The sequence below is a fragment of the Carboxylicivirga fragile genome (genome assembly GCF_050589805.1).
Lineage (GTDB): Bacteria > Bacteroidota > Bacteroidia > Bacteroidales > Marinilabiliaceae > Carboxylicivirga > Carboxylicivirga fragile.
In genome coordinates, this window is record NZ_JBNGOY010000005.1 from 85971 (window position 1) to 110249 (window position 24279).

At 36.6% G+C, this 24279-nt stretch carries 24 protein-coding genes; 7 read left to right on the forward strand and 17 right to left on the reverse strand.

The features are described from left to right. Positions 1-52 precede the first annotated feature (52 nt). Positions 53-499, forward strand: coding sequence for a 6-pyruvoyl trahydropterin synthase family protein (locus ACRD7B_RS03525; RefSeq protein ID WP_430823087.1), 447 nt, complete (start codon positions 53-55; stop codon positions 497-499). Between the two features lie 4 nt (positions 500-503). On the opposite strand, the gene ACRD7B_RS03530 is transcribed toward ACRD7B_RS03525, so the two are convergent. The 15 genes from ACRD7B_RS03530 to ACRD7B_RS03600 form a co-directional block, all read right to left on the reverse strand. After that, the gene (locus ACRD7B_RS03530) at positions 504-959 is read right to left on the reverse strand and encodes a CoA-binding protein (RefSeq protein ID WP_430823088.1); all 456 of its coding nucleotides are present in this window, start codon (positions 957-959) and stop codon (positions 504-506) included. Positions 960-1031: 72 nt separating this feature from the next. Continuing rightward, positions 1032-1433, reverse strand: a complete 402-nt coding sequence (locus tag ACRD7B_RS03535; RefSeq protein ID WP_430823089.1) for a rhodanese-like domain-containing protein — start codon at positions 1431-1433, stop codon at positions 1032-1034. Positions 1434-1455: 22 nt separating this feature from the next. After that, the gene (locus ACRD7B_RS03540) at positions 1456-2844 is read right to left on the reverse strand and encodes an LPP20 family lipoprotein (protein WP_430823090.1); all 1389 of its coding nucleotides are present in this window, start codon (positions 2842-2844) and stop codon (positions 1456-1458) included. 83 nt (positions 2845-2927) lie between these two features. Continuing rightward, entirely contained in the window at positions 2928-3392 is a 465-nt protein-coding gene (locus tag ACRD7B_RS03545; protein ID WP_430823091.1) for a regulatory protein RecX, read from the reverse strand. Beyond that, positions 3392-4759: an NAD-dependent succinate-semialdehyde dehydrogenase gene (locus tag ACRD7B_RS03550; protein ID WP_430823092.1), complete on the reverse strand. Its 1368-nt coding sequence runs from the start codon at positions 4757-4759 to the stop codon at positions 3392-3394. The genes ACRD7B_RS03545 and ACRD7B_RS03550 overlap by 1 nt, the downstream gene beginning before the upstream one ends. Positions 4760-4905: 146 nt before the next feature. Beyond that, complete coding sequence (locus ACRD7B_RS03555; RefSeq protein WP_430823093.1) at positions 4906-5349, reverse strand: DUF2147 domain-containing protein; 444 nt, start codon at positions 5347-5349, stop codon at positions 4906-4908. 95 nt (positions 5350-5444) lie between these two features. Continuing rightward, entirely contained in the window at positions 5445-5714 is a 270-nt protein-coding gene (yidD, locus tag ACRD7B_RS03560; RefSeq protein WP_430823094.1) for a membrane protein insertion efficiency factor YidD, read from the reverse strand. Continuing rightward, entirely contained in the window at positions 5698-6108 is a 411-nt protein-coding gene (gene rnpA / locus ACRD7B_RS03565) for a ribonuclease P protein component (RefSeq protein ID WP_430823095.1), read from the reverse strand. Before rnpA ends, yidD begins: the two co-directional genes overlap by 17 nt. A gap of 73 nt (positions 6109-6181) precedes the next feature. Beyond that, positions 6182-6934: a uroporphyrinogen-III synthase gene (locus tag ACRD7B_RS03570; RefSeq protein ID WP_430823096.1), complete on the reverse strand. Its 753-nt coding sequence runs from the start codon at positions 6932-6934 to the stop codon at positions 6182-6184. A gap of 50 nt (positions 6935-6984) precedes the next feature. Then, positions 6985-8073 (reverse strand): DUF4271 domain-containing protein, encoded by a 1089-nt coding sequence (locus ACRD7B_RS03575; protein WP_430823097.1) that lies wholly within the window; start codon positions 8071-8073, stop codon positions 6985-6987. A gap of 137 nt (positions 8074-8210) precedes the next feature. Continuing rightward, positions 8211-8789, reverse strand: coding sequence for an LOG family protein (locus ACRD7B_RS03580; protein ID WP_430823098.1), 579 nt, complete (start codon positions 8787-8789; stop codon positions 8211-8213). Positions 8790-8965: 176 nt separating this feature from the next. After that, positions 8966-9403, reverse strand: a complete 438-nt coding sequence (locus tag ACRD7B_RS03585) for a DUF417 family protein (protein WP_430823099.1) — start codon at positions 9401-9403, stop codon at positions 8966-8968. Between the two features lie 11 nt (positions 9404-9414). After that, entirely contained in the window at positions 9415-10368 is a 954-nt protein-coding gene (locus tag ACRD7B_RS03590) for a glutaminase (RefSeq protein WP_430823100.1), read from the reverse strand. A gap of 10 nt (positions 10369-10378) precedes the next feature. Further along, positions 10379-11050 carry a DUF6048 family protein gene (locus ACRD7B_RS03595; RefSeq protein ID WP_430823101.1) on the reverse strand — a complete coding sequence of 224 codons (672 nt, stop codon included), beginning with the start codon at positions 11048-11050 and terminating at the stop codon, positions 10379-10381. Further along, positions 11025-11519 carry a DUF6452 family protein gene (locus ACRD7B_RS03600; protein ID WP_430823102.1) on the reverse strand — a complete coding sequence of 165 codons (495 nt, stop codon included), beginning with the start codon at positions 11517-11519 and terminating at the stop codon, positions 11025-11027. Before ACRD7B_RS03600 ends, ACRD7B_RS03595 begins: the two co-directional genes overlap by 26 nt. Before the next feature lie 247 nt (positions 11520-11766). On the opposite strand from ACRD7B_RS03600, the gene ACRD7B_RS03605 reads away from it, so the two are divergent. The 5 genes from ACRD7B_RS03605 (at position 11767) to ACRD7B_RS03625 (ending at position 18303) form a co-directional block, all read left to right on the forward strand. After that, positions 11767-13098, forward strand: coding sequence for a M16 family metallopeptidase (locus ACRD7B_RS03605; protein WP_430823103.1), 1332 nt, complete (start codon positions 11767-11769; stop codon positions 13096-13098). 76 nt (positions 13099-13174) lie between these two features. Continuing rightward, positions 13175-15229 (forward strand): M16 family metallopeptidase, encoded by a 2055-nt coding sequence (locus tag ACRD7B_RS03610; RefSeq protein WP_430823104.1) that lies wholly within the window; start codon positions 13175-13177, stop codon positions 15227-15229. Between the two features lie 116 nt (positions 15230-15345). Further along, a complete protein-coding gene (gene cmk, locus ACRD7B_RS03615; RefSeq protein ID WP_430823105.1) occupies positions 15346-16050 on the forward strand; it encodes a (d)CMP kinase in 705 nt (234 codons plus the stop codon). Positions 16051-16054: 4 nt separating this feature from the next. Beyond that, entirely contained in the window at positions 16055-16912 is an 858-nt protein-coding gene (locus ACRD7B_RS03620) for a 4-hydroxy-3-methylbut-2-enyl diphosphate reductase (RefSeq protein WP_430823106.1), read from the forward strand. A gap of 191 nt (positions 16913-17103) precedes the next feature. After that, positions 17104-18303, forward strand: coding sequence for a dipeptidase (locus tag ACRD7B_RS03625; RefSeq protein WP_430823107.1), 1200 nt, complete (start codon positions 17104-17106; stop codon positions 18301-18303). A 265-nt stretch (positions 18304-18568) separates the two neighbouring features. Here ACRD7B_RS03625 and ACRD7B_RS03630 read toward each other — a convergent pair whose 3' ends face one another. Continuing rightward, positions 18569-20473 carry a methyl-accepting chemotaxis protein gene (locus tag ACRD7B_RS03630; RefSeq protein ID WP_430823108.1) on the reverse strand — a complete coding sequence of 635 codons (1905 nt, stop codon included), beginning with the start codon at positions 20471-20473 and terminating at the stop codon, positions 18569-18571. A 206-nt stretch (positions 20474-20679) separates the two neighbouring features. Next, entirely contained in the window at positions 20680-21240 is a 561-nt protein-coding gene (locus tag ACRD7B_RS03635; protein ID WP_430823109.1) for a YceI family protein, read from the reverse strand. Between the two features lie 250 nt (positions 21241-21490). Between ACRD7B_RS03635 and polA the strand changes: the two genes are divergently transcribed. Next, positions 21491-24271, forward strand: a complete 2781-nt coding sequence (polA, locus tag ACRD7B_RS03640) for a DNA polymerase I (protein ID WP_430823110.1) — start codon at positions 21491-21493, stop codon at positions 24269-24271. Positions 24272-24279 lie beyond the last annotated feature (8 nt).

The window sequence follows — 24279 nt, forward strand, 5'->3', positions numbered from 1 at the left end:
ATAGGATAGAAGACTGATTGCTTTGATCAGTCTTTTTTTATGGAGTGAGGAGATGGCAAAGATTAGATTAACAAAGGAGTTTAGATTTGAAATGGCGCATGCTTTATGGAACTACGATGGTTTATGTCGTAATATTCATGGGCACTCTTATATATTGGCTGTAACTGTTATTGGCGAACCTCTTACGGATGAAAACAATCCTAAACTAGGAATGGTAATGGATTTTGGTGATTTGAAGCGAATTGTTAACGAAGAAATTGTAGACCGACTAGATCATTCAATTGTAATAAGTGATAAAGCACCGTCGGAACAATTGTTATCATTACCACAAATGAGTGAACGCTTTGAGCTTGTTAGTTATCAGCCAACCTGTGAGAATATGCTAGTTGATTTTGCCGAACGTATTAAGAAACGTTTACCTCAAGGAATTGAATTACTCAGTTTAAAGTTGAACGAAACGGCCAATAGTTTTGCCGAGTGGTTTGCTTCGGATAATTAATAAATTATTTGGGAAGTTGACCAAATAAACCAACTATTGATCTGTGAAACTTGTGAATACCTTTTACCGGAGGCGCATACATAAAAATGCACTCGTTATGAATAATCTGTTGACCAGCTTCTTCAGCGATTTGAACAAGTTCCTTTGTACAAGATTCTTTTTGAACCCAGATGTTCTCAATTTCCAATTCAAGTGCTTCTCTTAATAATTCATTTGTTTTTGATTTTTGAGAAATGATTAAGAGGCTTTCAATTTTTTCGGGTATTTGTTTGATGTTTTTATAACAAGTTTGTCCATCAATCTCATCTATATTTGGATTAACAGGAATGACCTGATAGCCATTCTTTTTTAAATTGTTGAATACCATTCTACCAAACTTCTTTTCGTTCCGACTAACGCCAACAATTGTAATTACACCAGAACTAAAAAAACGATTGATTTGATCTTTTGTTACTTTCATGGTAATTGGGTTTAGTGTTGTTTTGTATGAAGGACATCTTTATAGATGAAATACTTGACAAGACGATTGAGTTTACCTATTTAGTTTTATTGTATCCAATGGTAAACCTGCTTCAATCCAGGTTACTAAGCCATCTTTGAGTTCATATACCTCCGTGAAGCCTGAGTTCTTCATCACCTTTAGTGCTTTTTTAGATCGATCACCAATTTGGCAGTAAACAAATATTGGATCATGTTTTGGCAAATCTTGAATGAGCAATTCTAAGGTTTTTTGATCCTCAGCAAGTATAGCATCCCTAATTCTGTCTTCTGCGAATTTAAAAGAAGGGCGCGCATCAATAATAATGGCGCCTTTATTTTCATTAAGTTTTTGGTGAAACTCCTGCGCGTTTATTCGCGATTTTGAACTTTGTGCCTCAACGTGTATTATACCTAAAAGTCCAAGGGTGATAAATAGCATTTTTAAAGCGCTCATCAACTTCTGTGTTTATATTGCACTACATGTCGACCTGCTCCAAACGAGGCTCTATTTCCTTCTTAAATTGCTCAATTAGCTTGGTTCGCGAATCCTTAAGAGCATATTCATGATTACCAGGACGCATTCCGCGAATACCAGAGAGTTCATCTGCGAAAATTTCGGTTTGAGATTTTGTATCTGTTATGGTAATGCTAAAGTCAGCAAACACAAGGTATACCTCGTAACCCTGACCTTTACGTTTATCTCCAGAAACAAAGTTGGAGCTGATTTTTACAATAAAATCTGAATCTTCCTTATTTTGAGTGAAGGTAAAAAAGTTGTTGTTGAGTTCTGTTTTAATCATGCTTGAGAAAGCGCCTTTATCATTCTCTTCGCCAAATACTTTTTCTTCGGTAATTAAATAGGCTTTCGACTTTTGGACTTCCAACTTAATGGCAGTAGTAGGCATTTGTTTCGCAGGAAAGAATACCTGAAGAAGTTTTTTTAATTCTTCATCTGTTTCGTTATCAATGGCATGGCTAAAGTCAAAAGTGGCGGTAATTTCCTGAACCTTACGTTTGGATATCAGGCGCGTAATGGATACACCAGCATAACCATCTAAATTGGTTTTGGCTTGCGATGACAATAAACCTTCACCCTTAGAAAAGTGAAACGCCAAAGGAAAGCCTGTTAAAGCAACTTTTTCGCCATTATTTGATACAAATAGCGCATTCACACCTATTGGTACTTGTAATTGTTTTGAAAACTGAATTTGATAACCGGGTTGTACAGGCAGTAGTTCGGTACGTCTGAATACATCTTGAATTGTACTAAATACTTCGGTACCCACATTATACGTTCCGTCTACGGTCTTATATGTTAGGTCGTCTTCAAGGTGGTCGCGCAAACTTCCAGCCGCCTTCGATAAATAGTTTAAAGCTGAAAAAGCATCGTTAACAGCAATGGCTTTTTTTGCATCCATTATAAATGAACCTGCCATCATTTTTGCCTTATCCAATTTCATTTCTTTCATCCGTGCATAACGCTCCTTCGAAAGGCGGGCCATTACCCAATATTCCTTACGATCTTCCCAGGTAATAACTTCGTAGCCTTCTAAGGTTTCAAGTACCGAAGTTTCAACCTTACTTTCGTAAGCTTCCTTAAAATCGTTATCTGTTTCAATTTTTCGTAATACCGAGTTGGATGAAATGGTCACTTTTATTTCACTGCTCATTTGCTTTAATGCCACATTACGTGCATTGCGGCGATATTCTACTTCGCTTCCTTCTTTGGCAGTCATGCCAATTCCAATAAAGTAAGTGGGATCATTGGGGCGTTGCTTTACCCAGTCTGGTTTTCTTTTTGCATCGCTTGTAAAAGGGAGTGAGAATAATACAACTAGAGTTAATAGGTAAGTTAAGTTTTTCATCGGTTAAAAATTTCTTACAGTAAGCATGGATTAGTAATAATAACTGTTTACATACATCAATGTTCAATTCAAATCAGTGATTTTCAATCGGATGATGCAAGTAGTCTCTCAATGCAAGTGAAAATTAAATGAGACTCGTATCCTCTTGATTGAGCAAAGCGTACCATTGAAGCCTTTGCTTTCCATGGATCTTTGTTTCGTAATTGGCGCATTTTAACTTGCAATAATTCTGCCAATTTTTCGAGGTACTCTTTTTCATTAATTTCCTCTAATGCGTCTTCGATTATAAAAGAGGAAATATCTTTTTGTTTGAGTTGGTACTTAATTTTGGTTCGACCCCATCCGTTAAACCTAAATTTATCCCGAACAAAAAACTGACTATACCTGCCATCATCAAGGTACTTTTCAGATATCAAATAGTCAATAGCTTCATCACATTCTTCAACCGAGAGTTCCCAATTTACTAGTTTTTTTCGAATGTCGGAAACACACCGTTCCTGTTGCGAGCATAAAACGGCAGCTTTATGTAAAGCTTTTTTATATTCCATTACTTAATCCAGATACCTTTAATATTCATGAATTCCTTCATGCCGTAATGTGATAATTCGCGTCCAAAGCCACTTTCTTTAACACCACCAAAAGGCAAGCGTGGATCAGATCGAACAAAATCATTGACAAAACAGCAACCGGCATCCATCTCTTCTTCGGCAATACGTTTGCCACGTGAAACATCCTGGGTAAAGACTGCAGCTCCCAATCCAAATATACTATCGTTCGCAATTCGAATGGCATCTGCTTCATCCTTAGCCTTAATTAGTGATGCTACCGGGCCAAATAATTCTTCGTGATAAGCCGCCATACCAGCTTGCACATCGCCAAGAACGGTTGCAGGATAAAAAGCTCCGTCTCGCTGTGGAATGTATCCACCCGTAAGAAGTTTTGCTCCTTTATTTATACTGTTTTCAACCTGCATATGAAGATCTTCGCGTAAATTAAACCTGGCCAATGGTCCCATTTGCTTGTTTTCATCTATTGGATCACCAAGACTTATGTTTCGCATTTTATCAACGAATAACTCGGTAAAAGCATCGTATACAGATTCCACTATAATGAAACGTTTAGCGCCAATGCAGCTTTGGCCGGCATTTAAAACCCGGCCAGCAACACAAGCATCCACCGCTTTTTCAATGTCGGCATCTTCTAGTATGATATATGGATCGCTACCACCTAATTCGAGAACGCATTTTTTGAGGTGTTTTCCGGCTGTAGCAGCAACTTCTTTACCCGCGGGTGTACTTCCGGTTAGTGTGACTGCTTTTATCCGTTTATCAGCGATAATACGTTCTACTTTATTGCTGCGTATTAATAGGGTTCGGAATACATCCTTAGGAAAACCTGCTTCAACAAAAACCTCTTCGATGGCCAAGGCACAAGCTGGCACGTTTGAAGCATGTTTTAGTAGGCCAACATTTCCGGCCATAAGGGCAGGAGCTGCAAAACGAAATACTTGCCACAACGGAAAATTCCATGGCATGATGGCCAATACCGGGCCGAGTGGTTGGAGTGAGGCATATGATTCTGTTGCATCGGTTTCAATTATTTCGCGCTCGAGAAATTTGCTACCGTTATCGGAATAATATTCACATACCAAGGCGCATTTTTCAACTTCGGCCCGCGATTCTTTTATGTTTTTACCCATCTCAACCGTAATATTGAAGGCCAAACCTTCTTTTTTATCACGTAAAACTTCAGTTGCTTTTCTGAGAAGCTTAGCACGTTCTGATATGGGTGTTTTTTTCCAACTGTGAAAAGCCAGGTAATTGGCTTCGATGGTTTCGGCAACATCATCCCAATGAAACTCTTCGTATTCGCGAATGATTTCGCCGTTGGCAGGATTGATACTTTTTAAAAGCATAGAATTATAGATTAAGCTGTGATGATAAAATTACGCTTAAATGTTATTTTAGAAAAGTGTTTAGGAAGATTTGTAATAAAATCATAAACAAAAAACTCCTGCCTGGAAAAGACAAGAGTTATTTTAGTTGTTTGAATATGATTGATTTATTTCACCCTCTTCCAAGTTACTTTTTTACCAATGATGGATACACCAATGTAGCCTTTTACTATGAGTGTGTCCTCATTATCGTCGAACCACATAAGACATTTATAAGTGCTGCCGCTTTTGGGGTCGTAGATAGTACCATCTATCCATTCCTCGTCGTCTTCATCGTACGAAAATCCTTGAAGCAGATTTAAACCCATTATGGGTCTCTTCTGAAGCTTTTCGTCCGGATTTTTATCATCCAGTTTATTTTCGCCACTCTCTCTTTTGGGTTCTTTAAGCCAAACTATAGCTCCATCGTATTGCTTATCTGCATTTTTTGAAATTGTTACTTTAGAATCACCATCTTGTGTAAGCCAGGTGCCCAGTATTTTATCGGCTTGTTGAGCATTTATGGTAGATATAGCAAAAAGAAAGCCGAATATTAGCAATAGGTTTTTCATAGTAATTTAAAATTTCTGGTACATTAATGTTTAACTATCTGTAATGCAAGAAAGTTAAGTTGAATAAGAATAACAAAAATGAGGTCAACTTTTTATTAAGGAACGGGGTCGTGTCCATGTCCGCCCCAAGGGTTACAACTAATAATGCGCTTTATGGCTAAGTAAGTTCCTTTAAAAGGACCATGCTTTTTTAAGGCTTCAATTGTATAGGCAGAACAAGTAGGAGTGTATCGACAAGAGGCACCAAGTATAGGTGATAAAAACCATTGATAAAGTTTGATGGGAAGAATTAATAAAGCTACCAAGCCAGCTTTTAACCAATGAAATGGTAGTAGGTAAAAAGGTATTTTATTTTGGTTCTTCATTAGAACAGGTTTTTAAAACAAGTTGTTTTAATCCTTTTTGCATGCCTTTTTCAAAATCGGCAGTGTTTAAAATTTCGGTAGGAAGATAAATAAAAGCAAGCATAAGTTGTTTGTTATTTGCCTTTAATTCATCAACAAGCAAGTGTTTATTAAGGCGGTATGCTTCACGTATTTTGCGTTTTATCAAATTTCGTTTCACCGCTCTTTTAAAGCGTTTTTTAGGAACCGAGATTAATAATTGTGCTTCAACCTTTGTGTATTCGCTTGTTACGGGTAGGTAGGTAATGCGAAAGGGGTATTTTACAAATGATTTTCCTTTTGAAAAAAGCATATCAATTGCAATTTCACTGCAAAGGTGCTCTTTCTTCTTAAAGGAAAATCTTCTTTCGCTCATCCTAATATTGGTTTAAAAAAACAATCCTTCTTACCAGAGGCAAGAAGGATGTCTCCCGATGATGGGATAAATATTATTTCTGTCCTTTATTGAACTGCTTGATAAATTGCTCAAGTGCCATAGTCATTGATGGCGCTTGTGGCATTGGTGCTTGAATATCTAAACGCAAGCCAGCATCTTTAACGGCCTTAGCAGTAGCTGGTCCGAATGATGCAATTTTGGTATCGTTTTGCTCAAAATCAGGGAAATTTTGCAAAAGCGATGTTATACCTGAAGGGCTGAAAAATACCAAAATATCATAATTTACATCTTTTAGATCGCTTAAGTCGCTACTAACTGTTTTGTAAAGAATGGCTTTCGAATATTTAACCTTCGACTTATTCAATAAGGTTGGAATCTCTTGCTTATGAATGTCAGAAAGAGGCACTAAGTATGTTTCATCTTTGTGCTTTTTAACAACATCAATTAAGTCAGGGAAACGACCTGTTGAATGAAAGATTTTTCGCTTACGATAAACAATGTATTTCTGAAGATAAAATGCTGTAGCTTCTGAAATACAGAAATACTTCATCGTATCTGGAACTGTAACACGCATTTCTTCAGCAATTCTAAAATAGTGATCAATGGCAGTACGACTCGTAAAAATAACCGCTGTATGATCTAATAGATTTACCTTCTGAGTTCTAAATTCTTTCGCAGGAACAGCTTCTACCTGAATAAATGGCCTGAAATCAACTTTTACATTGCTCTTATCAGCCAAATCAAAATACGGAGATTTTGGGGTTGAGGGTTTGGGTTGTGAAACCAGTATTCTTTTAATCTTCAATGTTTTACAATTTAAATTCAACTACACCTTTGTCCTCACTTGAATTGTCACTACAATATCAATAGCTTGATAAGTATTGACAAGGGTAAAATTTCTAGCGCACAAAAGTACAAAAACATATAAAATATTGAAAGCGGAGAGCGTAAAATAATTTTAACACCTCTTAACAACTGAATGGTATACATGATAAGAAAGAGTGCCAGCCCAGCTTTCAGAAGATATGTGCTCGTTAAATAATCTACAAAAGGAATGACACTAACGATTGGTAAAAGTGTAATTCCAAAAGCTTTACTCAAAATATCTGCATTAAAGATGTATTCATTTGTATCAGCGGAGGTTTCAAAAATGAATGAAACAATTCGATACAAGATGGTCTTGATTCCAAAATAAAGTAATACGCCACCAATAATTGCAAGTAAAAATACATGCTTAGAAAAGCTGCTTGGAGTTTTTCCAAAAATTAGGGTGTATTCAAATATTAATAAGGAGCTGGTTAGCACAAATAGTGTAGATAAGGCCCACCCCGGTTTTTGATTTTGTAGGTTAAAACTTGAAAAAAGCTTACTGGCAGATTGTTGATATCGAACGGCAGAAAAAATCTCATTGATATACTTTCCGGCACTTATTTTCACTAAACCTGCTATTATTAGCGTTAATAGAATAAAACCAGACAGCCAATCTTTTGAATCGGTAAAAGCATTGGACTTGCGAGATTTAACTGCATTTGTTTTTAAAGTTGTTTCGCTTAATCGTTGAGATGGCTTTTCAATTTTTACTATTTCAGCTGAGCTGGTATCGTTAGTATGATTGCTTGTATTCTTGATGGTGATTGCTTCCTCTTCAACAAACTCTTCGGAAGATTGTACGCTGATTGAGTGGTCAAGCGTATTTTGGAAAATACCTTCATCCGCCTGAATCAGGTTTAAAAAAATTGAATCTTCATGAGACAGAAACTGATATTTGAGTTTAGGAACGGGTTTGTAAGTATTCGTTTGAGACAGGTGAGCGGGTTTCTCCATATCTATTTGCATAATGTGCGTACGAAACGAATTTCCAAGGTTCAAACTATCCTTACTCAACTGCAAAGTTGGAGTTGATGTTTCATTTTGTGGAGTTGATATCGTATTCTGCAAGCTCATTCAAATAGTATTTACGCAAAAATAGTAAAAAGGATGTCTTAGTTATGATTATTGCAATTGTTTCATGACGTGAGTGTTGAATTCAATTCCTTAACTTACTCATTAATACAAGGGCACATTAATATTGGTAATGGCTATCATACTGCAGCAAACTTGATTGCATCATTGTCCCATTTAGGAATCTGACGAATGGCCATTGGAACATCAGATGCTTTGTCAACTAAATGCCACAACGCCTCGTGCTCTTTTCTCATAAAGTTTTCGTCAATCATTTTGTGTAGCATAGCTACCAAAGGATCGAAAAACTGTTTGGTATTAACCAAAATTATTGGTTGCTGAAATTGACCTAGTTTTTTAAGTGAAAGCACTTCAAATAATTCTTCAAACGTTCCGGTTCCACCAGGTAGTACAACAATTGCTTCAACATCTTCTATCATTAAAGCCTTTCTTTCAGCCATGGTATTCACATGAATCATGTTGCTAACACCTTTGTGTTCCCATTCTACTTCCACCATAAAATGAGGAATGACACCTGTTACCTTACCTTTATGTTCGAGTACCTTATTGGCAACAGCGCCCATAAGACCAACAGCACCGCCTCCATATTTCAGACCATAATTATTTTCAACTAAAACCTTCCCCAGTGCTGTCGCTTCTTCTGTGTAGGCAGTATCAACTTTTGAGCTGGAAGCGCAAAATACACATATGTCTTTCATCTGTTTGTAATTTTATAATTTTTGCCTCCCGACCCTCGATTGCTATCGGGATGGAACTCTCATGAAGTTTCAATCATTGACTTCGTTGATCCCACGATTCTCCTGTGTGCGGAATGAATAATTGAAATTTGCATGTTCGTTTCATGTAAAATATTGTTTTGTTCTTTAACTTATTTTTAAGCCGAATCGCCAACGCACCATGCGGCGGCTCCCAACAAAATAATGTCTTTTAATATGCTTTGACCCAATTTTGATAGTTCCGGAAACCCGTATCCAGATTGCCATACATGACCCGAAGTAAATAATGTTGACACACTTATTGTTAATATTATCACAGCTATTATTGCCCCTATAAAACTAAGTTTTTTCGAGACAGGTTTTAGCATTAATAAAATGCCAATAATCATTTGAAGATAGGCTAACACTAAAGTAAAAGTATAGGCAGTAATGTATTTTAAAAGCCAGGAAAAGAGGCTTGAGTTTTTAAGAATATCATTCAGATAATCAGCTTCCGTATTTTTGAATTTTAGTAAACCTAACCAAATAAAAACGATGGCAAGTCCGTATCGAAGTATAAAATGACTTAGTGATTTAAAGGTTTTAGCAATAATCATGGTTAATTGTTTTAGAAGATTGAAATACCTGTTTTAGTCGTGAATAACTCAAGTGCTTTTACACCAGCAAGCGAATTGCCGTGTTTGTCTAGTCCCGGGCTCCAAACACTAATTGATAAGAGTCCGGGTATTATAGCTGCAATACCACCACCAACACCACTTTTACCTGGCATGCCTACTTTAAATGCAAAATCACCTGCTGCATCGTAAGTGCCACAAGTTAATAATAAGGCATTTAAGCGTTTTGCCTGGCTCGCGCTTAAATAGGTTTTTCCCGATATTGGATGTGTTCCGTGATTTGCTAAATATAGAAATGCATTACTGAGATCAACACAATTCAATTCCAGTGAGCAGTGACCAAAGTATAAGTCAAGCACATCACCTACTTCGGATTGTATATTGCCATAACTTTTCATAAAATGAGCCAGAGCTGCATTTCTGTGACCCGTTTTTTTCTCCGACTGAAAGACGTTAACGTTAAGCTTCAAATTTTTGTTATCGGCTAATTCGCGAATAAAACGAATCATGTAATTTAATGGGTCATCGTAATTATTGGCAATGCAATCGGCTACCACAATAGCACCTGCATTAATAAATGGGTTACGTGGCTTTCCGTTCTCTCTTTCGAGTTGTATGAGTGAATTAAAAGGATTACCTGATGGTTCTTTTCCAACGCGTTTCCATAACTCATCTTTGAGAATTGAGAAGGCCTTGGTTAAAGTAAAAACCTTTGATATACTTTGTACCGAAAAGTTAGTTTTACTATCTCCAATTTCGAATAAGTCGCCATTAATTAGGCGAACAGCCATGCCGAACTTGTTTTTATCAACGCGCCCTAATTCAGGAATGTAAGCTGCAACTTGTCCTTGTGATAAAAGTGGAGCAACTTCTTCCTTTATCTCTTCCAAAATACTTTGCCATGAGTTGTTGCTAAAAGTCTTATTAGCTATGGTCATATCAGGCATAGGCATTCATTTATTTCTTTTTAAATGGAATATGGTACTCTAGGTTGTAGGTAAAAGATAGGTTTGTGGTATTGTCACGACTTCCATACCCTGGTATGGCATAGGGTTCAATCTGATTTTCATTACTTAAGTTAAGCAGCCTTCGTACCCTGACGGTCCATCCCATGTAGAAATTTTTCAAAACCTCAGAACGTAAACCAAATACGAATTCAGCCCAATGACTTGAGGTGATACCCTTTCCTAAAGCACCAGTATAATTTCCCCAATAACCATCCTTTACTGTGAATCGGGTGTTTTCCTGTTCTTGCACAGCAACTCCATAACGCAGACCTAGTATCAAATTATCGTTGTTACCAATTTCTTCTACTTTGAATATATTGTAGTCTGCACCCAAACGCATGAAAGACCCATCAGAAGTATATGAAAAGGGGTCGTTTTGTAAATCTACTTTTTCGTAGCCTACTTCGCCAACGGCAAACCACTTACGATTAAATTTATAACGCGCAGTTGCTTCTAAACCAAATCTTTCTGGTTCAATAGCTTTTATAATAAAAGTACCAATATTAATACCAATGGCTAAGCCCGGATCTTTTGGTTCTTTTACTTTTTCCTCTGTTTCTTCCTGAGCTACAAGTGTAGTGAAAGTAAAAAACAAACTAAGGCTCAATATAAATTTTAACATTTTCTAAATTTTCTCCATAATTAACATTGGGATAGCTGATACGAACGGAATCCACAATATTAGTGGTATAAATAACGGTATCCAGAATCAGGTTAAATGTCATTCCGCAATCACCTGATACGTATTGTAAATCTTTGTCGTACACAAAAACCAAAGTATCTTTGGTGGTAATAATTGCTTCACCAACCTTAAGTTCTTCTTGTATAATAAATTCTGTTGTATCCCGATTTAAATCCATTGGCAAATACATCTCTTGTACACTTGCACTATCATGCAAAAGAGAATCGTTATTTAATCCATGTACGGTAATGCCGTTTAAAGTAGTATCGTTTTCACTATCTACGTGTGCTGCCATAAAGCTGGTTTGCACGGCATGCTGGTTCGATAAACAAATACTACTATTGCTACAACTATATATCGCAGCGAATGCAAAAATTATACTCCACTGAACAATTCGAATCAATCTCATTGAAATGCGCTTTGTTACAAAAATAGTAGTAAGTAATCAAAATGTGTGAAGTGGATGAAAAAAAAGTAAAATTAATTTTAGTGTTCGTTATGCACGATTACGTACACGTGTTTGTTCGAAATAGAACAGAATAATATGTTAGTTAAGATTGTTAAGTGATTGAAAGTTAATAAACAAACTTTTTCGGCCTATATATTGATATAAGACGCGAAAATTAAATTATCACTTTAAACCAAGTAAATAGTTTATGAAGAATTGTTTTTTACTGCTGGCTTTTACTTTCCTAGTAGCCGGTTTTGGGTCAGTTAATGCCCAATTGAACAAAATTAACTTTGAAGAATTCGATTTGGATAATGGCTTACATGTTATCCTTCACCAAGACAAAAGTACTCCTAATGTTACCGTTTCGGTAATGTACAACGTGGGTTCAAAACACGAAGATCCGTCTCGTACTGGATTTGCCCATTTCTTTGAGCACCTAATGTTTGAAGGTACCGAGAATATTGATCGTGGTCAGTATTTTAAGATTGTGCAGAACGCTGGAGGAACACTGAATGCAAATACCTCAAATGACCGTACGTATTATTACGAGATTATGCCATCGAACCAGTTAGAATTAGGTTTGTGGTTAGAGTCGGAGCGTATGTTGCATGCAAAGGTTGATTCAGTTGGTATTGCTACTCAAAAAGGTGTAGTGATTGAAGAAAAGAAACAGACAACTGATAACCAACCTTACGGAACTATTATGCAGGAAACTATGAAACGTGCATTTAAAGTTCACCCTTATCGTTGGCAAGTTATTGGTGATCCTGATCACATTAGAGCTGCTAAGGATGAAGAGTTTCAAATGTTTTATGAGAAATTCTATGTGCCAAACAACGCTGTACTAGTTTTAGCTGGTGATATTGAAATGGAATCAGCTAAGCAATTAGTAAAAAAGTATTTCGCTGACATACCAACAGGAAAGCATGACCTAGCTCGTGAATTAATTGTTGAGCCTGACCTGAATGGTGAAGTTCGCGACACTATTTATGACAATGTACAACTACCACTTATTCTACAAGCATATCGTACACCAGCAATGGGAACAGATGATTATTATGCATTAGATATGTTAGGCACCTTATTGTCAAAAGGTCAAAGCTCGCGTATGTATAAATCATTGGTTGATGAGCAACAAATGGCACTTCAGGCAGGTAGTTTTGCCATGCCATTTAATGAGCCTTCTGTAACGCTTGCTTATGCCTTGCCAAATATGGGAGTTGAGTGCAAAGATTTAGAAAACGCAATTGATGCTGAAATAGCAAAGGTGCGCGACGAATTGATTTCGGAAAGAGAATTTCAGAAGTTGAAGAATCAGTATGAAAATGATATTGTAAAGGGTAATATGAAAGTTGCGACTCGTGCGAATAGTTTGGCTCGCTACTATACTTACTTCAAAAATACGAACATGATTAACACTGAGTTGGATAAGTATTTAGCAGTTTCTCGCGAAGATATTCAACGTGTAGCTCAAAAGTATTTGGTAGAAGATAATCGTGTAGTATTATATTATTTACCAAAATCGCAACAACAATAGTTGTTTGATAAATTCATATTGTATTAAAAGATAAATACTCTCAAACAGTAATAAGAGAGTTTCAAAATATATTTCGATGAAGAAAACATTATTTTTATTCTTAACCCTTTTGGTTGCTCTTTCAACTCAAGCGCAGCTTGACCGCAGCCAAATGCCGGAAGCAGGACCTGCTCCAAAAATTAATATTGGCAAAGCAAAGTCATTTGAACTAAAGAATGGTTTGAAAGTTTTTGTTGTTGAAAACCACAATGTACCAGTTGTGTCGTATACTTTATCATTAGATATTGATCCTGTTTTAGAAGGTGATAAAGTTGGTTATGTTTCTATGGCAGGTGATTTAATGCGTTCGGGAACAACAACAAAAACAAAAGCTGAAATAGATGAGGCCATTGATTTTATTGGAGGTTCGGTTACAACTCACTCAGGTGGTATTTATGCCAGCTCTTTGAAAAAGCACTCTGATGTTTTATTGGGCCTTATGACAGACGTCCTGTATAACCCTGTGTTTCCACAGGAAGAATTAGAAAAGTCAATCAAACAAACATTAACAGGTATTACTTCTCAAAAAGATGATCCTAAGGCTATTGCTGGAAATGTTTCTGACGCAATTCTATACGGAGATAAACACCCTTATGGCGAAATTATGACTGAAGCAACAGTTGAAAACATAACTGTTGAGGATTGTAAAAACTATTACGAAACTTATTTCCGACCAAATGTTGCTTACCTTGTTATTGTGGGTGATATAACTTTAAAAGAAGCAAAGAAACAAACCAAGAAGTATTTCGCAAAGTGGGAAGAAAAAGAAGTGCCAACTCACAAGTATGAATACCCAAAGAATTTGGATAAGCCATTCTTAGCTGTATCTAATAAAGATGGCGCAACTCAGTCAACTGTTGTTGTTACATATAATGTGGATATGAAACCAGGTCATCCTGATGCTATTAAAGCAAAGGTGATGAATGCTATCTTAGGTAGTGGAATGAACGGTAGACTAACTCAAAATCTTCGTGAGGATAAAGCCTGGACTTATGGTGCTTATTCATCGTTGAGTACCGATGAGTTGGTTGGTTCATTTAATGCTTCAACGCAAGTAAGAACAAGTGTAACCGATAGTACCGTTACTGAAATTTTGTTTGAAATGAACGGTTTACGTTCTGATATTGCAACTGAAGAAGAATTGAATTTGGTATTGAATTCAATGACAGGTAGCTTTTCTCGTTCATTGGAATCTCCATCAACAGTAGCTCGTTTTGCATTAAACATTCAGAAATACAACTTACCAGAAGACTATTACGAAACGTATCTTGAAAAGTTGAATGCAGTAACCTTGGAAGATGTTAAAGCGATGGCTGATAAGTATATTACGCCTGATAATGCTTTAATATTAGCTGTGGGTGATGTACCTGCTATGAAATCGACACTTAAGCCTTTTGCTAAAGATGGCGAAGTAGTAATGTATAATTATTATGGCGAAGTTGTAAAATCAATGCCACTACCTGCAGGTTTAACTGCCGAGAAAGTAGTAGCTGATTATGTTGATGCCATGGGTGGAGCTGAAGCTGTTAATGCGGTTGACAGCTATATGATGGAAGGAAAAATGAGTATTCAAGGTATGGCTTTGAACATGAAACTTTTCAATAGTCGTCCGAATAAAACTTGTGTTGAAACATATATGCAAGGAAACTTGGTATCGAAGCAGGTTTGTAATGGTGAGGCAGCAAAAGCTATTAGCCCAATGGGAGAGCAGAATATCGAAGGTGAGATGCTTGAGAATATGAAGGCTGAAGCAATTATTTTTCCTGAAACGCAATATGCTGAATTAGGTTTTAAATTGGAATTGCTGGGAGTAGATAACGTTGAAGGTGAGGATGTTTTTAAGGTGAAAATTGTAAATCCACTTGGAAAAGCAAAAACAGCATTCTTTAGCCGTGAGTCTGGATTAAAGCTTAAAGAAATAAGTGAAACTCCACAAGGTAATTCTGTTACACTTGTAAAAGAGTATACTGAAGTTAATGGGATTAAATTTCCAAAATTGATAACACAATCAGTTGGACCACAGTCATTCGATATCGAATTTGAAGTAATTAAAGTTAACGAAGGCGTGAGCGAAGAAAACTTTAAAATCTAGTAGACATTGGCATGGATATTAGATATGGGCAGCCTAATAGGTTGCCCATTTTTTGTATCAATTAAGTATCGAAAAGTAATTTTTATAACTTTGCAAGCATTCATAAAAATGATGTAATGAGCGGTAAAAAAGGAGTAATTGCCATTGATGGGCATTCGTCTTGTGGGAAAAGCACTGTGGCTAAGGATTTGGCTAAAGTATTGGCTTATGTGTATATTGACTCTGGTGCAATGTATCGGGCAGTAACTTTATTTGCCATGAAGAATGGTATAATTGGTGAATCGGGAATTGACGAGCAAAACTTAAAAGCTCAGTTAAATGACATTAACATCACTTTCAAATACGATGCTGATGCCAAGCTTAACGAAACTTTTTTAAATGGAGAAAGCATTGAAGAAGAGATTCGTGGGTTGGAGGTAAGTAACAATGTGAGTGCCATTAGTACCATTGCCTTTGTACGCCATCGAATGGTTGAGTTACAACAAGCCATGGGCAAAGAAGGTGGTATTGTGATGGACGGCAGAGATATTGGTACCGTGGTGTTTCCTAATGCCGATTTAAAGCTGTTTATGACGGCATCGCCCGAAATACGTGCTCAACGTAGATGCGATGAATTAATGGCAAAAAATCCGGCTGATACAAGTATTTCTTTGGAAGCCATTTTGCAGAATGTAAAAAGCCGCGATCACATTGACAGTACGCGTACTGAAAGCCCATTAAAACAAGCAGAAGATGCGCTGGTTTTAGATAATGGTAATATGACTAAACCTGAGCAACTGCAATGGATTTTGGATGTTTTAAAAGAGCGTAACCTAGCTTAGTTCCATGATTAAAGTTGAGATTGATAAATATTCAGGTTTTTGTTTTGGTGTAAAGAAAGCTATAAACGCAGCTACGGATTTATTGCAAAATGGCGCTCCACTTTATTGTGTTGGCGATATCGTGCACAATGAAGCTGAATCAGAACGTTTGCGCAATCTCGGCATGAAGGTTATCTCGCACGATCAACTTAGTGATATTAATGGGACTATTCTGTTTAGAGCCCATGGAGAACCACCACTTACTTATTCTAAAGTGATAGAGGCAGGCCTTAAATTAGAAGATCAAACTTGCCCGGTTGTGTTGAAATTACAACAACGAATAAAGCAGGCTTATCAGCAAATGCTTAAAGTAAATGGACAATTGCTTATTTTTGGTAAGATTGGGCATGCCGAGGTAAATGGCCTGGTTGGTCAAACCGACGATCAAGCCATTGTTATTGAGAGTATAAATGATTTAAGTAAGATAGATTTTTCACGACCAATTGAGTTGTTTGCTCAAACAACCAAAAATCCGGATGAATTAAAGCTAATTATTAAAGAGATTGAGTTGCATTCAAAAGCAAGCTTTGGATGGCACAACACTACATGTAAACAAGTTACGGGCCGTGTTCCTCGCATTAAAGAATTCGCGCATTTACACAGTGTAATTGTTTTTGTTGGAGGAATAAAAAGTAGTAATGCGAAAGTGCTGTTTCATGCCTGTAAAGAAAGTAACGTACAATCTCATTTTGTGTCCTCACCAGATGAAATAAATAAAGAATGGTTTAACGATGCCGTTAGGTCAGTAGGTGTGTGTGGTGCAACTTCAACGCCAATGTGGTTAATGGTGGATGTAGCCGAAGCAATACAAAAATTAGTTTGATTCCTTTCGCAAGGTGAAAGAGAAGGTTGAATTAATAGAAATCAAAGATATAACACCTTTTGGATATTGACTAGATAGGAATATAAAGTGCTGTTTAATTATTTCTTGACTAAGGTTTTTTGTCAAAAATCTTATAAGAGTGTTTGAAAAGTATTTTAAATATTAAATTGCTGTTTCTAAAATAAACTTCCATGAGATATTTATCAATTGTTTTTTTGTCACTGACTACAGTATTTGTTTTAAGTTATTGCACTGGTCTAAATAAGGATGTCCAAAGTGTGCATATGCAGGCTATCACAATCGATACACATTGCGATACGCCAATGAAATTTATTAACAAGGGTTTTGACATTGGAGCAGAACATCAGGCTCCCTCAAGTAGAGTTGATCTGCCCCGAATGGAAAAAGGAGGCCTTGATGCTATCTTTTTTGCAGTTTTTACGAGTCAACGAGAACGTATTGAGAAGAATTACGATAAAGCTTACACTATCTCACATGCGATGATAGATTCGACTGAGAATGCCCTTTTACAATATGCTGATAAAGCTGAGATAGCAACTGAAGTTGAAGATGTGTATAGGCTATCTAAAGATGGAAAGCGAGCCATTTATTTGGGCATGGAAAATGGCTTTCCTTTGGCCAAGGATATTTCGCGAGTTGAAGAATTCTATAAACGAGGCATTCGTTATATTACGCTTGCTCATACAAAGAATAATGATATCTGCGATTCTTCAACTGATAAGAAAGGGCCAGAGCATAATGGTTTGAGTTCTTTTGGAAAAGATGTTGTTTCAGAGATGAACAGACTGGGAATGTTAATCGATGTTTCTCACATTTCGGATAAGGCTTTTTACGATGTGCTTGAGTTAAGTAATAAACCTGTTATCGCCTCTCATTCTTCGGTAAGGGCTATTTGCGAACATGCACGTAATATGAGTGACGATATGATTAAGGCTTTGGCAAAAAATGAAGGTGTAATTCAGATTTGCATATTAGGTGCCTACATAGAGGAAGAAGATACTACAACAATGAATTTCATAAAGCGTAAAGAGTTGCGTGTAAAGTATAATAATTTTAAGTACGCTAACGATGAAGAACGTAAGCAGGCTTGGGCCGAATGGGATCAAATCAATACGGATTATCCTCCAGTATTACCAACAATTGCTCAGGCTGTTGATCACATCGATCATGTGGTTGATTTGGTGGGCATTGATTATGTAGGTATAGGTTCTGATTTTGATGGAGGCGGAGGTTTGGCTGATTGTCAGGATGTAGCTGATTTTCCAAAAATTACTTCAGAATTACTGAAACGCGGTTATACCAAAGACGATATTAATAAGATATGGGGTGGTAATTTTTTGAGAGTTTTTAAGGCTGTTGAAGAGATTTAGGAATATACAGAGTTGGTATAAAAAAACACATTCATATCCTTGAATGTGTTTTTTTTGTTTAAATATTTTTTTAAAAATGTGGCTTTGGCTTAATTATTGTTATTAATAGTTACAATAAGTGCAGATTGGTTGCCTTATTGCATATCAACCCCCTTAACCATAAAAGACAGCAGAGTTATCATTACCTGCTGTCTTTTTTTGTTCTTGTAATCATCGGATGAATATTAACATCTTGTAATATTCATCCGATGAGTATAAATGATTTTTACTTAAAGTAAGCAATGATCTCTTTTAGTTTTGCTGCCAACTGAGTTAGGTTAGCTGCACTATCAGTAAATAGGGTAGCCGATTCAGAGTTTTGTTGAGTCACTTCATTCAGTTCCTGAATGGCTTTATTTACTTGTTCAGCACCACTTTGCTGTTCGTAGCTCGATGCTGTTATTTCTTGAACCAATTGAGAAGTTTTTTCTATGTCAGGGATGATATCTCCTAATTGTTGGCCTGATTTCTCAGATACTTCAACGGTTTTTTGTGTAAGGTCTACAATTTCATTGGCCGCTTTTTGTGAACGTTCAGCCAGTTTTTTAACCTCTGAGGCAACAACTGCAAAACCTCTGCCTTGCTCTCCTGCTCGGGCAGCTTCAACCGCAGCATTTAATGCAAGTATATTAGTTTGCTTGGCTATTTCTTCAATAATGGTAATTTTCTCCGCAATAATGTGCATTGAATCTCCAGCAATTTTTGTTGATTCGTATCCATCTTTCATCCCTTCAGCCGCTTTAGCCGCAATGGATTGTGTTTGCTGAGCGTTCTGATTATTTTGCTGTATGGTAGCAACCATTTCTTCCATCGATGATGATATTTCTTCAGCCGATGCAGCTTGGTTGGAGGCTCCTGCAGATAATTCATTGGAAGAACTTGAAAGTTCATTGCTAGAATTATCAATCTCATTTGAGCTTTCAATTATCTGCTTTATGATTCGTTTGATGTTATGAACCATGTCGTTTAGTGCCGAGCTTAATTCACCAATTTCATCAGTTCTATTTTCGTTTGCTTCAATCTCAACATTTAAATTACCGTTGGCAATTTCACGCGCAATCTCTGAGCTCTTTTTAATTGGGTTAGTAATTTTTGTTGCCAATATGTAGATAATAATATAGAGTAGAATAAGACCAACAATACCTATTACAAGACTTGTAGAAAGCAGAAGGTTTGCTTTTTTAAGTATTATTTTCTTAGGTACTTCAATCCCAATTGACCAAATATTATCAACACCTTCAACAGTAACAGGAGATAAAGATACGTAGTAGGTTTCACCATCTTCCGAATTAACATATTCAAATTGCGAAACTGCATTGTTTTGTGTTTCTGAAATGGCCGATTCAAATCGAATCGTATCATGCTCCATAACTTCAAAAAAGTTTTTACCAACAAATGCTTTGTTAGTGTGTCCTATTACCCTTTTATCCGAAGCTAAAAAGAATGAAATGGCACCTTCGTATGTGTTAATTTCCGAAATAATTTCTTCCATTGCACTTAAGCTGATGTCAACGGCAACAACGCCAATAAATTCACCATTTTTTTGGATTGGTGCAGCAATTGATGTCATTAGAATTCCTTCTAACTCAACAGTAACTTTATCGTAGTATGGATCCCACATCTCCAGACGGTTATTCTGTCTTGATATGTAATATTCAGAAGTTATTTCATCATTGTTCATGTCAACGCGTTCATGAACCTCGTTTATCTGACCGGTATGTGGATTTCTGAAATAAATATTCTTATCGCGACCGTTACGAAAGTTGTACCCATCAATAATTTCGTTTAATTCCCAGGTTTGCCATGTAGAAAGATAACTTGGGTTTTTTTCAAGCCAACCGTAGAGTATATCATTTAAAATATCATTTCGTACGTCCTCATCGATGTTTTCATAACGCTCATAGATGTCGCGAATTGTTATTGTTCCGCGTAATACCTGGCTTAAATCTGCCTGAATTAAGTTACGATACTCTTGAACGTTTGAGTTGATAATTTCTTTAGAATCCGCTAATGAGTTTTTCTTGAGGTTTAGACTGATAAATCCAAGACTAAAACCGTAAATAATAGTAAATGAGGCAAGTGTAAATAACAATAACCGACCCTTAAGTTTAAGGTTGATGAGTTTTTTCACAATAATTGGGTTTACTTGATTCGAAATGATTGGTTGTTTTTTTTGGAGTCCCTGACGGCGAATCAAGCAATTTTTTTTTGAATTCCCAAGTTTTTTGTGAGATATCGTACCTTGCCCTATTGACATTTTCAAAAAAAACTTGTATAACAAATAAAAAATGCCGGAATAATTTCCGGCATTATGTAACGTAAATAGTGTATATGTTTCTATTTGGCTAAAACAACAAAGTCCAGTTCAAATTCATCATAGATCATTTTATCACCCAGATTATCAAAGTATTTGCCCGATCCATATTTTACATCATATAGTGATCTGTCAACAACTAGTTTTCCTTTAAGTTTTTTATCCACCAAAGTAACTTCAAATTCAACCGGGTTGGTTTTGTTTTTAATGGTAAGATTGCCTTTAGCAATATAACCGTTCTTAGTCTTGCTAAACTTATTAATTACTAGTTTGCTAGTGGGGTATGTGCTAACTCCGAAGAAATCATCTGATTTAAGATGACCGACAAGCTTTTTGTTATATTCTTCATTTTCAATATCAGAGCAGGTAATGCTTGTCATGTCAACAACAAAAGTCGCACTGGTCAACTCGTCGTTTTTGTACTGTAGTTGCCCATTTTTAAAACTAATTGTTCCATTGTGTTCACCGGTTACTTTTTGGGCATCCCAATGTAATGTGCTCTTTTGTGTGTCAACAGATTTTTCCTGGCTACTTATTGCTGTAATTGAGAAAATACTAATAACAGCTATTAAAATTGTTTTCATGTGAATGTATTTTTAAATTTAATTTGACACATGTAACTCGCCAACATGGAGACTCTCCGATTTAAGAATTATCTTCCTATGGTTCGTTTCATATGCGTGTTAATTATTGGTTTATGAATTACAAACAGTTTATGAATTCAATTGGTTCAATGAAATTCTGTTATGGCTATGTTAATTTTATCCTGACATGAATCTTTGTGCATCGCTCAACTTAGTGTATTTTCCTATCTTTAGAAAAAATTATTGAATCATGTCGGAAGAAAAGAAGAAGTTGTATTTGTTGGATGCCTACGCCTTGATATATAGAGCTTATTATGCATTTATAAAGAATCCTCGTATAAACTCAAAGGGTTTTAATACATCAGCAGTTTTTGGTTTTACCAATTCGCTGTTAGAGATTTTAACAAAGGAAGATCCTACTCATATCGCTGTTGTATTTGATCCTTCTGGCCCTACTTTTCGGCATGAGGAATATCCCGAATATAAGGCCAACCGTGAAGCAACTCCCGAAGATATTAAATTATCTGTGCCCTATATTAAATCTGTAATTGAGGCATTAAACATACCGGTAATTGTAAAAGATGGTTTTGAGGCGGATGATGTAATTGGTACGCTTTCGGCTTTAGCCTCGAAAGAGGGTTTTGAAACCTATATGATGACTCCGGATAAAGACTATTCCCAGTTGGTTAAGGACAATGTTTTTATGTATAAACCTCGAAGTTTTGGTGGTGGCATTGATATTTGGGGAGTTGAAGAGGTGAAAGCAAAATTTGGCATAGAGAAGCCTATACAAGTAATTGATATTTTAGCACTATGGGGCGATTCTGCTGATAATATTCCAGGTTGCCCGGGCGTTGGAGAGAAGCGTGCCAAGGATATGATTAATGCTTATGGAAGCATTGATGGTATTTATGAGCATGTTGAGGAGCTAAAGGGTAAGCAGAAGGAGAACATGATTAATTTCGAAGAACAGGTAAGGTTGTCATATCATCTGGCAACCATTCGTTTAGATGTTCCTGTTGAATTGAACGAGAAAGAACTGAAGCGTGAGAAGCCAAATATGGATGCAGTTAATAAACTCTTTGAGGAACTGGAATTCAAGAATTTAATTTCGCGTGTAAATAAATTATTCGGCTCAGCGCCGGTGCAAGGCGATTTGTTTGGAGCGCCTGCTGCTGACTCTGATAAAAATGTTGAAGAAGAAGTTTATACATCACATAAAACTATAAATGACGTAGTTCATCATTACTATTTGATTGATAGTGAAATGAAGTTGGCTTCGTTAAGGGCTGAATTAAGTGTTCAGGATCGTTTTTCGTTTGATACCGAAACAACTTCCGTTAATGCAATGGAGGCCGATTTGGTAGGAATGTCATTTTCCTGGATAGCGAACGAAGCCTATTATGTACCTGTGCCTTCCGATAAAGAAAAAGCAACTGCCTTTGTAGAGTCTTTTCGTTCAATTTTTGAAGATTCGAAAGTCTTGAAAATTGCTCAAAACTTAAAGTACGATATGTTAGTGCTTAAAAAATATGGCATTGATGTTAAAGGACCATATTTTGATACCATGGTAGCGCATCATCTTCTATATCCTGGCATGAAGAATAATATGGATTTTATGGCGGAAACTTATTTGGATTACACACCTGTAAGTTTTGAATCTGTTGTTGGGCCAAAGGGAGCGAAGCAAAAAAACATGCGTGATTTATCTCCTGAGGCTGTAGTCGATTATGCTGCTGAAGATGCGGACATAACCTTGCAGTTGGCCGAGAAGTTTATGCCTGAAATTGCAGAGAGTGATGTAAAACAGTTGTTTGATGAAATTGAGATGCCGTTAATTGCTGTATTAGCTGACATGGAATTTGAGGGTGTAACCTTGGATGATAAAGCTTTACATGATTTTGCTGCCAAGTTACGCACAAAAATAATTGCCATTGAAAAGCAGATTATAGAATTGGCTGGAATGGAATTTAATATTGCTAGTCCAAAACAAGTGGGCGAAGTATTATTTGGCCATTTAAAAATTGATGAGAAGGCCAAGAAAACAAAATCAGGTCAATACAGTACCAATGAGGAGACGCTTCAGAAATTGAAGGATAAACACGAAATAATACCAGCTATTTTGGAGCATCGTGGTTTGGTTAAGCTCTTGAATACATATGTAGAAGCGCTTCCTAAATTAATAAATACTTCAACTAATCGAATTCACACGAGCTACAATCAAGCAATTGTTGTTACGGGCCGATTAAGTAGTACAAACCCCAACTTACAAAACATTCCTATTCGGGATGATAATGGTAAAGAAATTAGAAAGGCATTTACGGCATCCGACGAGGACAGGGTTTTTCTATCTGCCGATTATTCACAAGTAGAATTGCGCTTGATGGCTCATTTTAGTAAAGATGAACATTTGATCGATGCCTTTAATCGAGGCGAGGATATTCATGCTGCCACTGCTGCTAAAATATTTAAAGTGCCCTTGGATGAGGTGGATGCCGATATGCGAAGAAAAGCCAAGACAGCCAACTTCGGAATTATCTACGGAATATCAGCCTTTGGATTAGCCGAGCGTTTAACCATTCCTCGTAAAGAGGCAAAAGCAATTATTGAAGGCTACTTTGAGAGTTTTCCTGGTGTGAAAGCTTTTATGGATGAATCTGTAAATATTGCGAGGGAAAATAACTTTGTTGAGACTTTATATCATCGTAAGCGTAATTTGAGTGATATTAATTCGCGAAATGGAGTTGTGCGTGGTATGGCGGAGCGCAATGCTATTAATGCGCCAATTCAGGGCACAGCTGCTGATATTATAAAGCAAGCTATGGTGAATGTTCAAAAACGTTTTGAAGAGGAAAATATCCAGTCGAAAATGATTTTACAAGTACATGATGAATTGAACTTCGACGTTTTAAAATCGGAGCAAGATGTTGTCATGAAAATTGTTAAGGAAGAAATGGAGAGAGCTATTAAATTATCGGTTCCTTTGGAAGTAGATATGGGGGTAGGAAAGAACTGGTTAGAGGCACATTAATGCTCAAT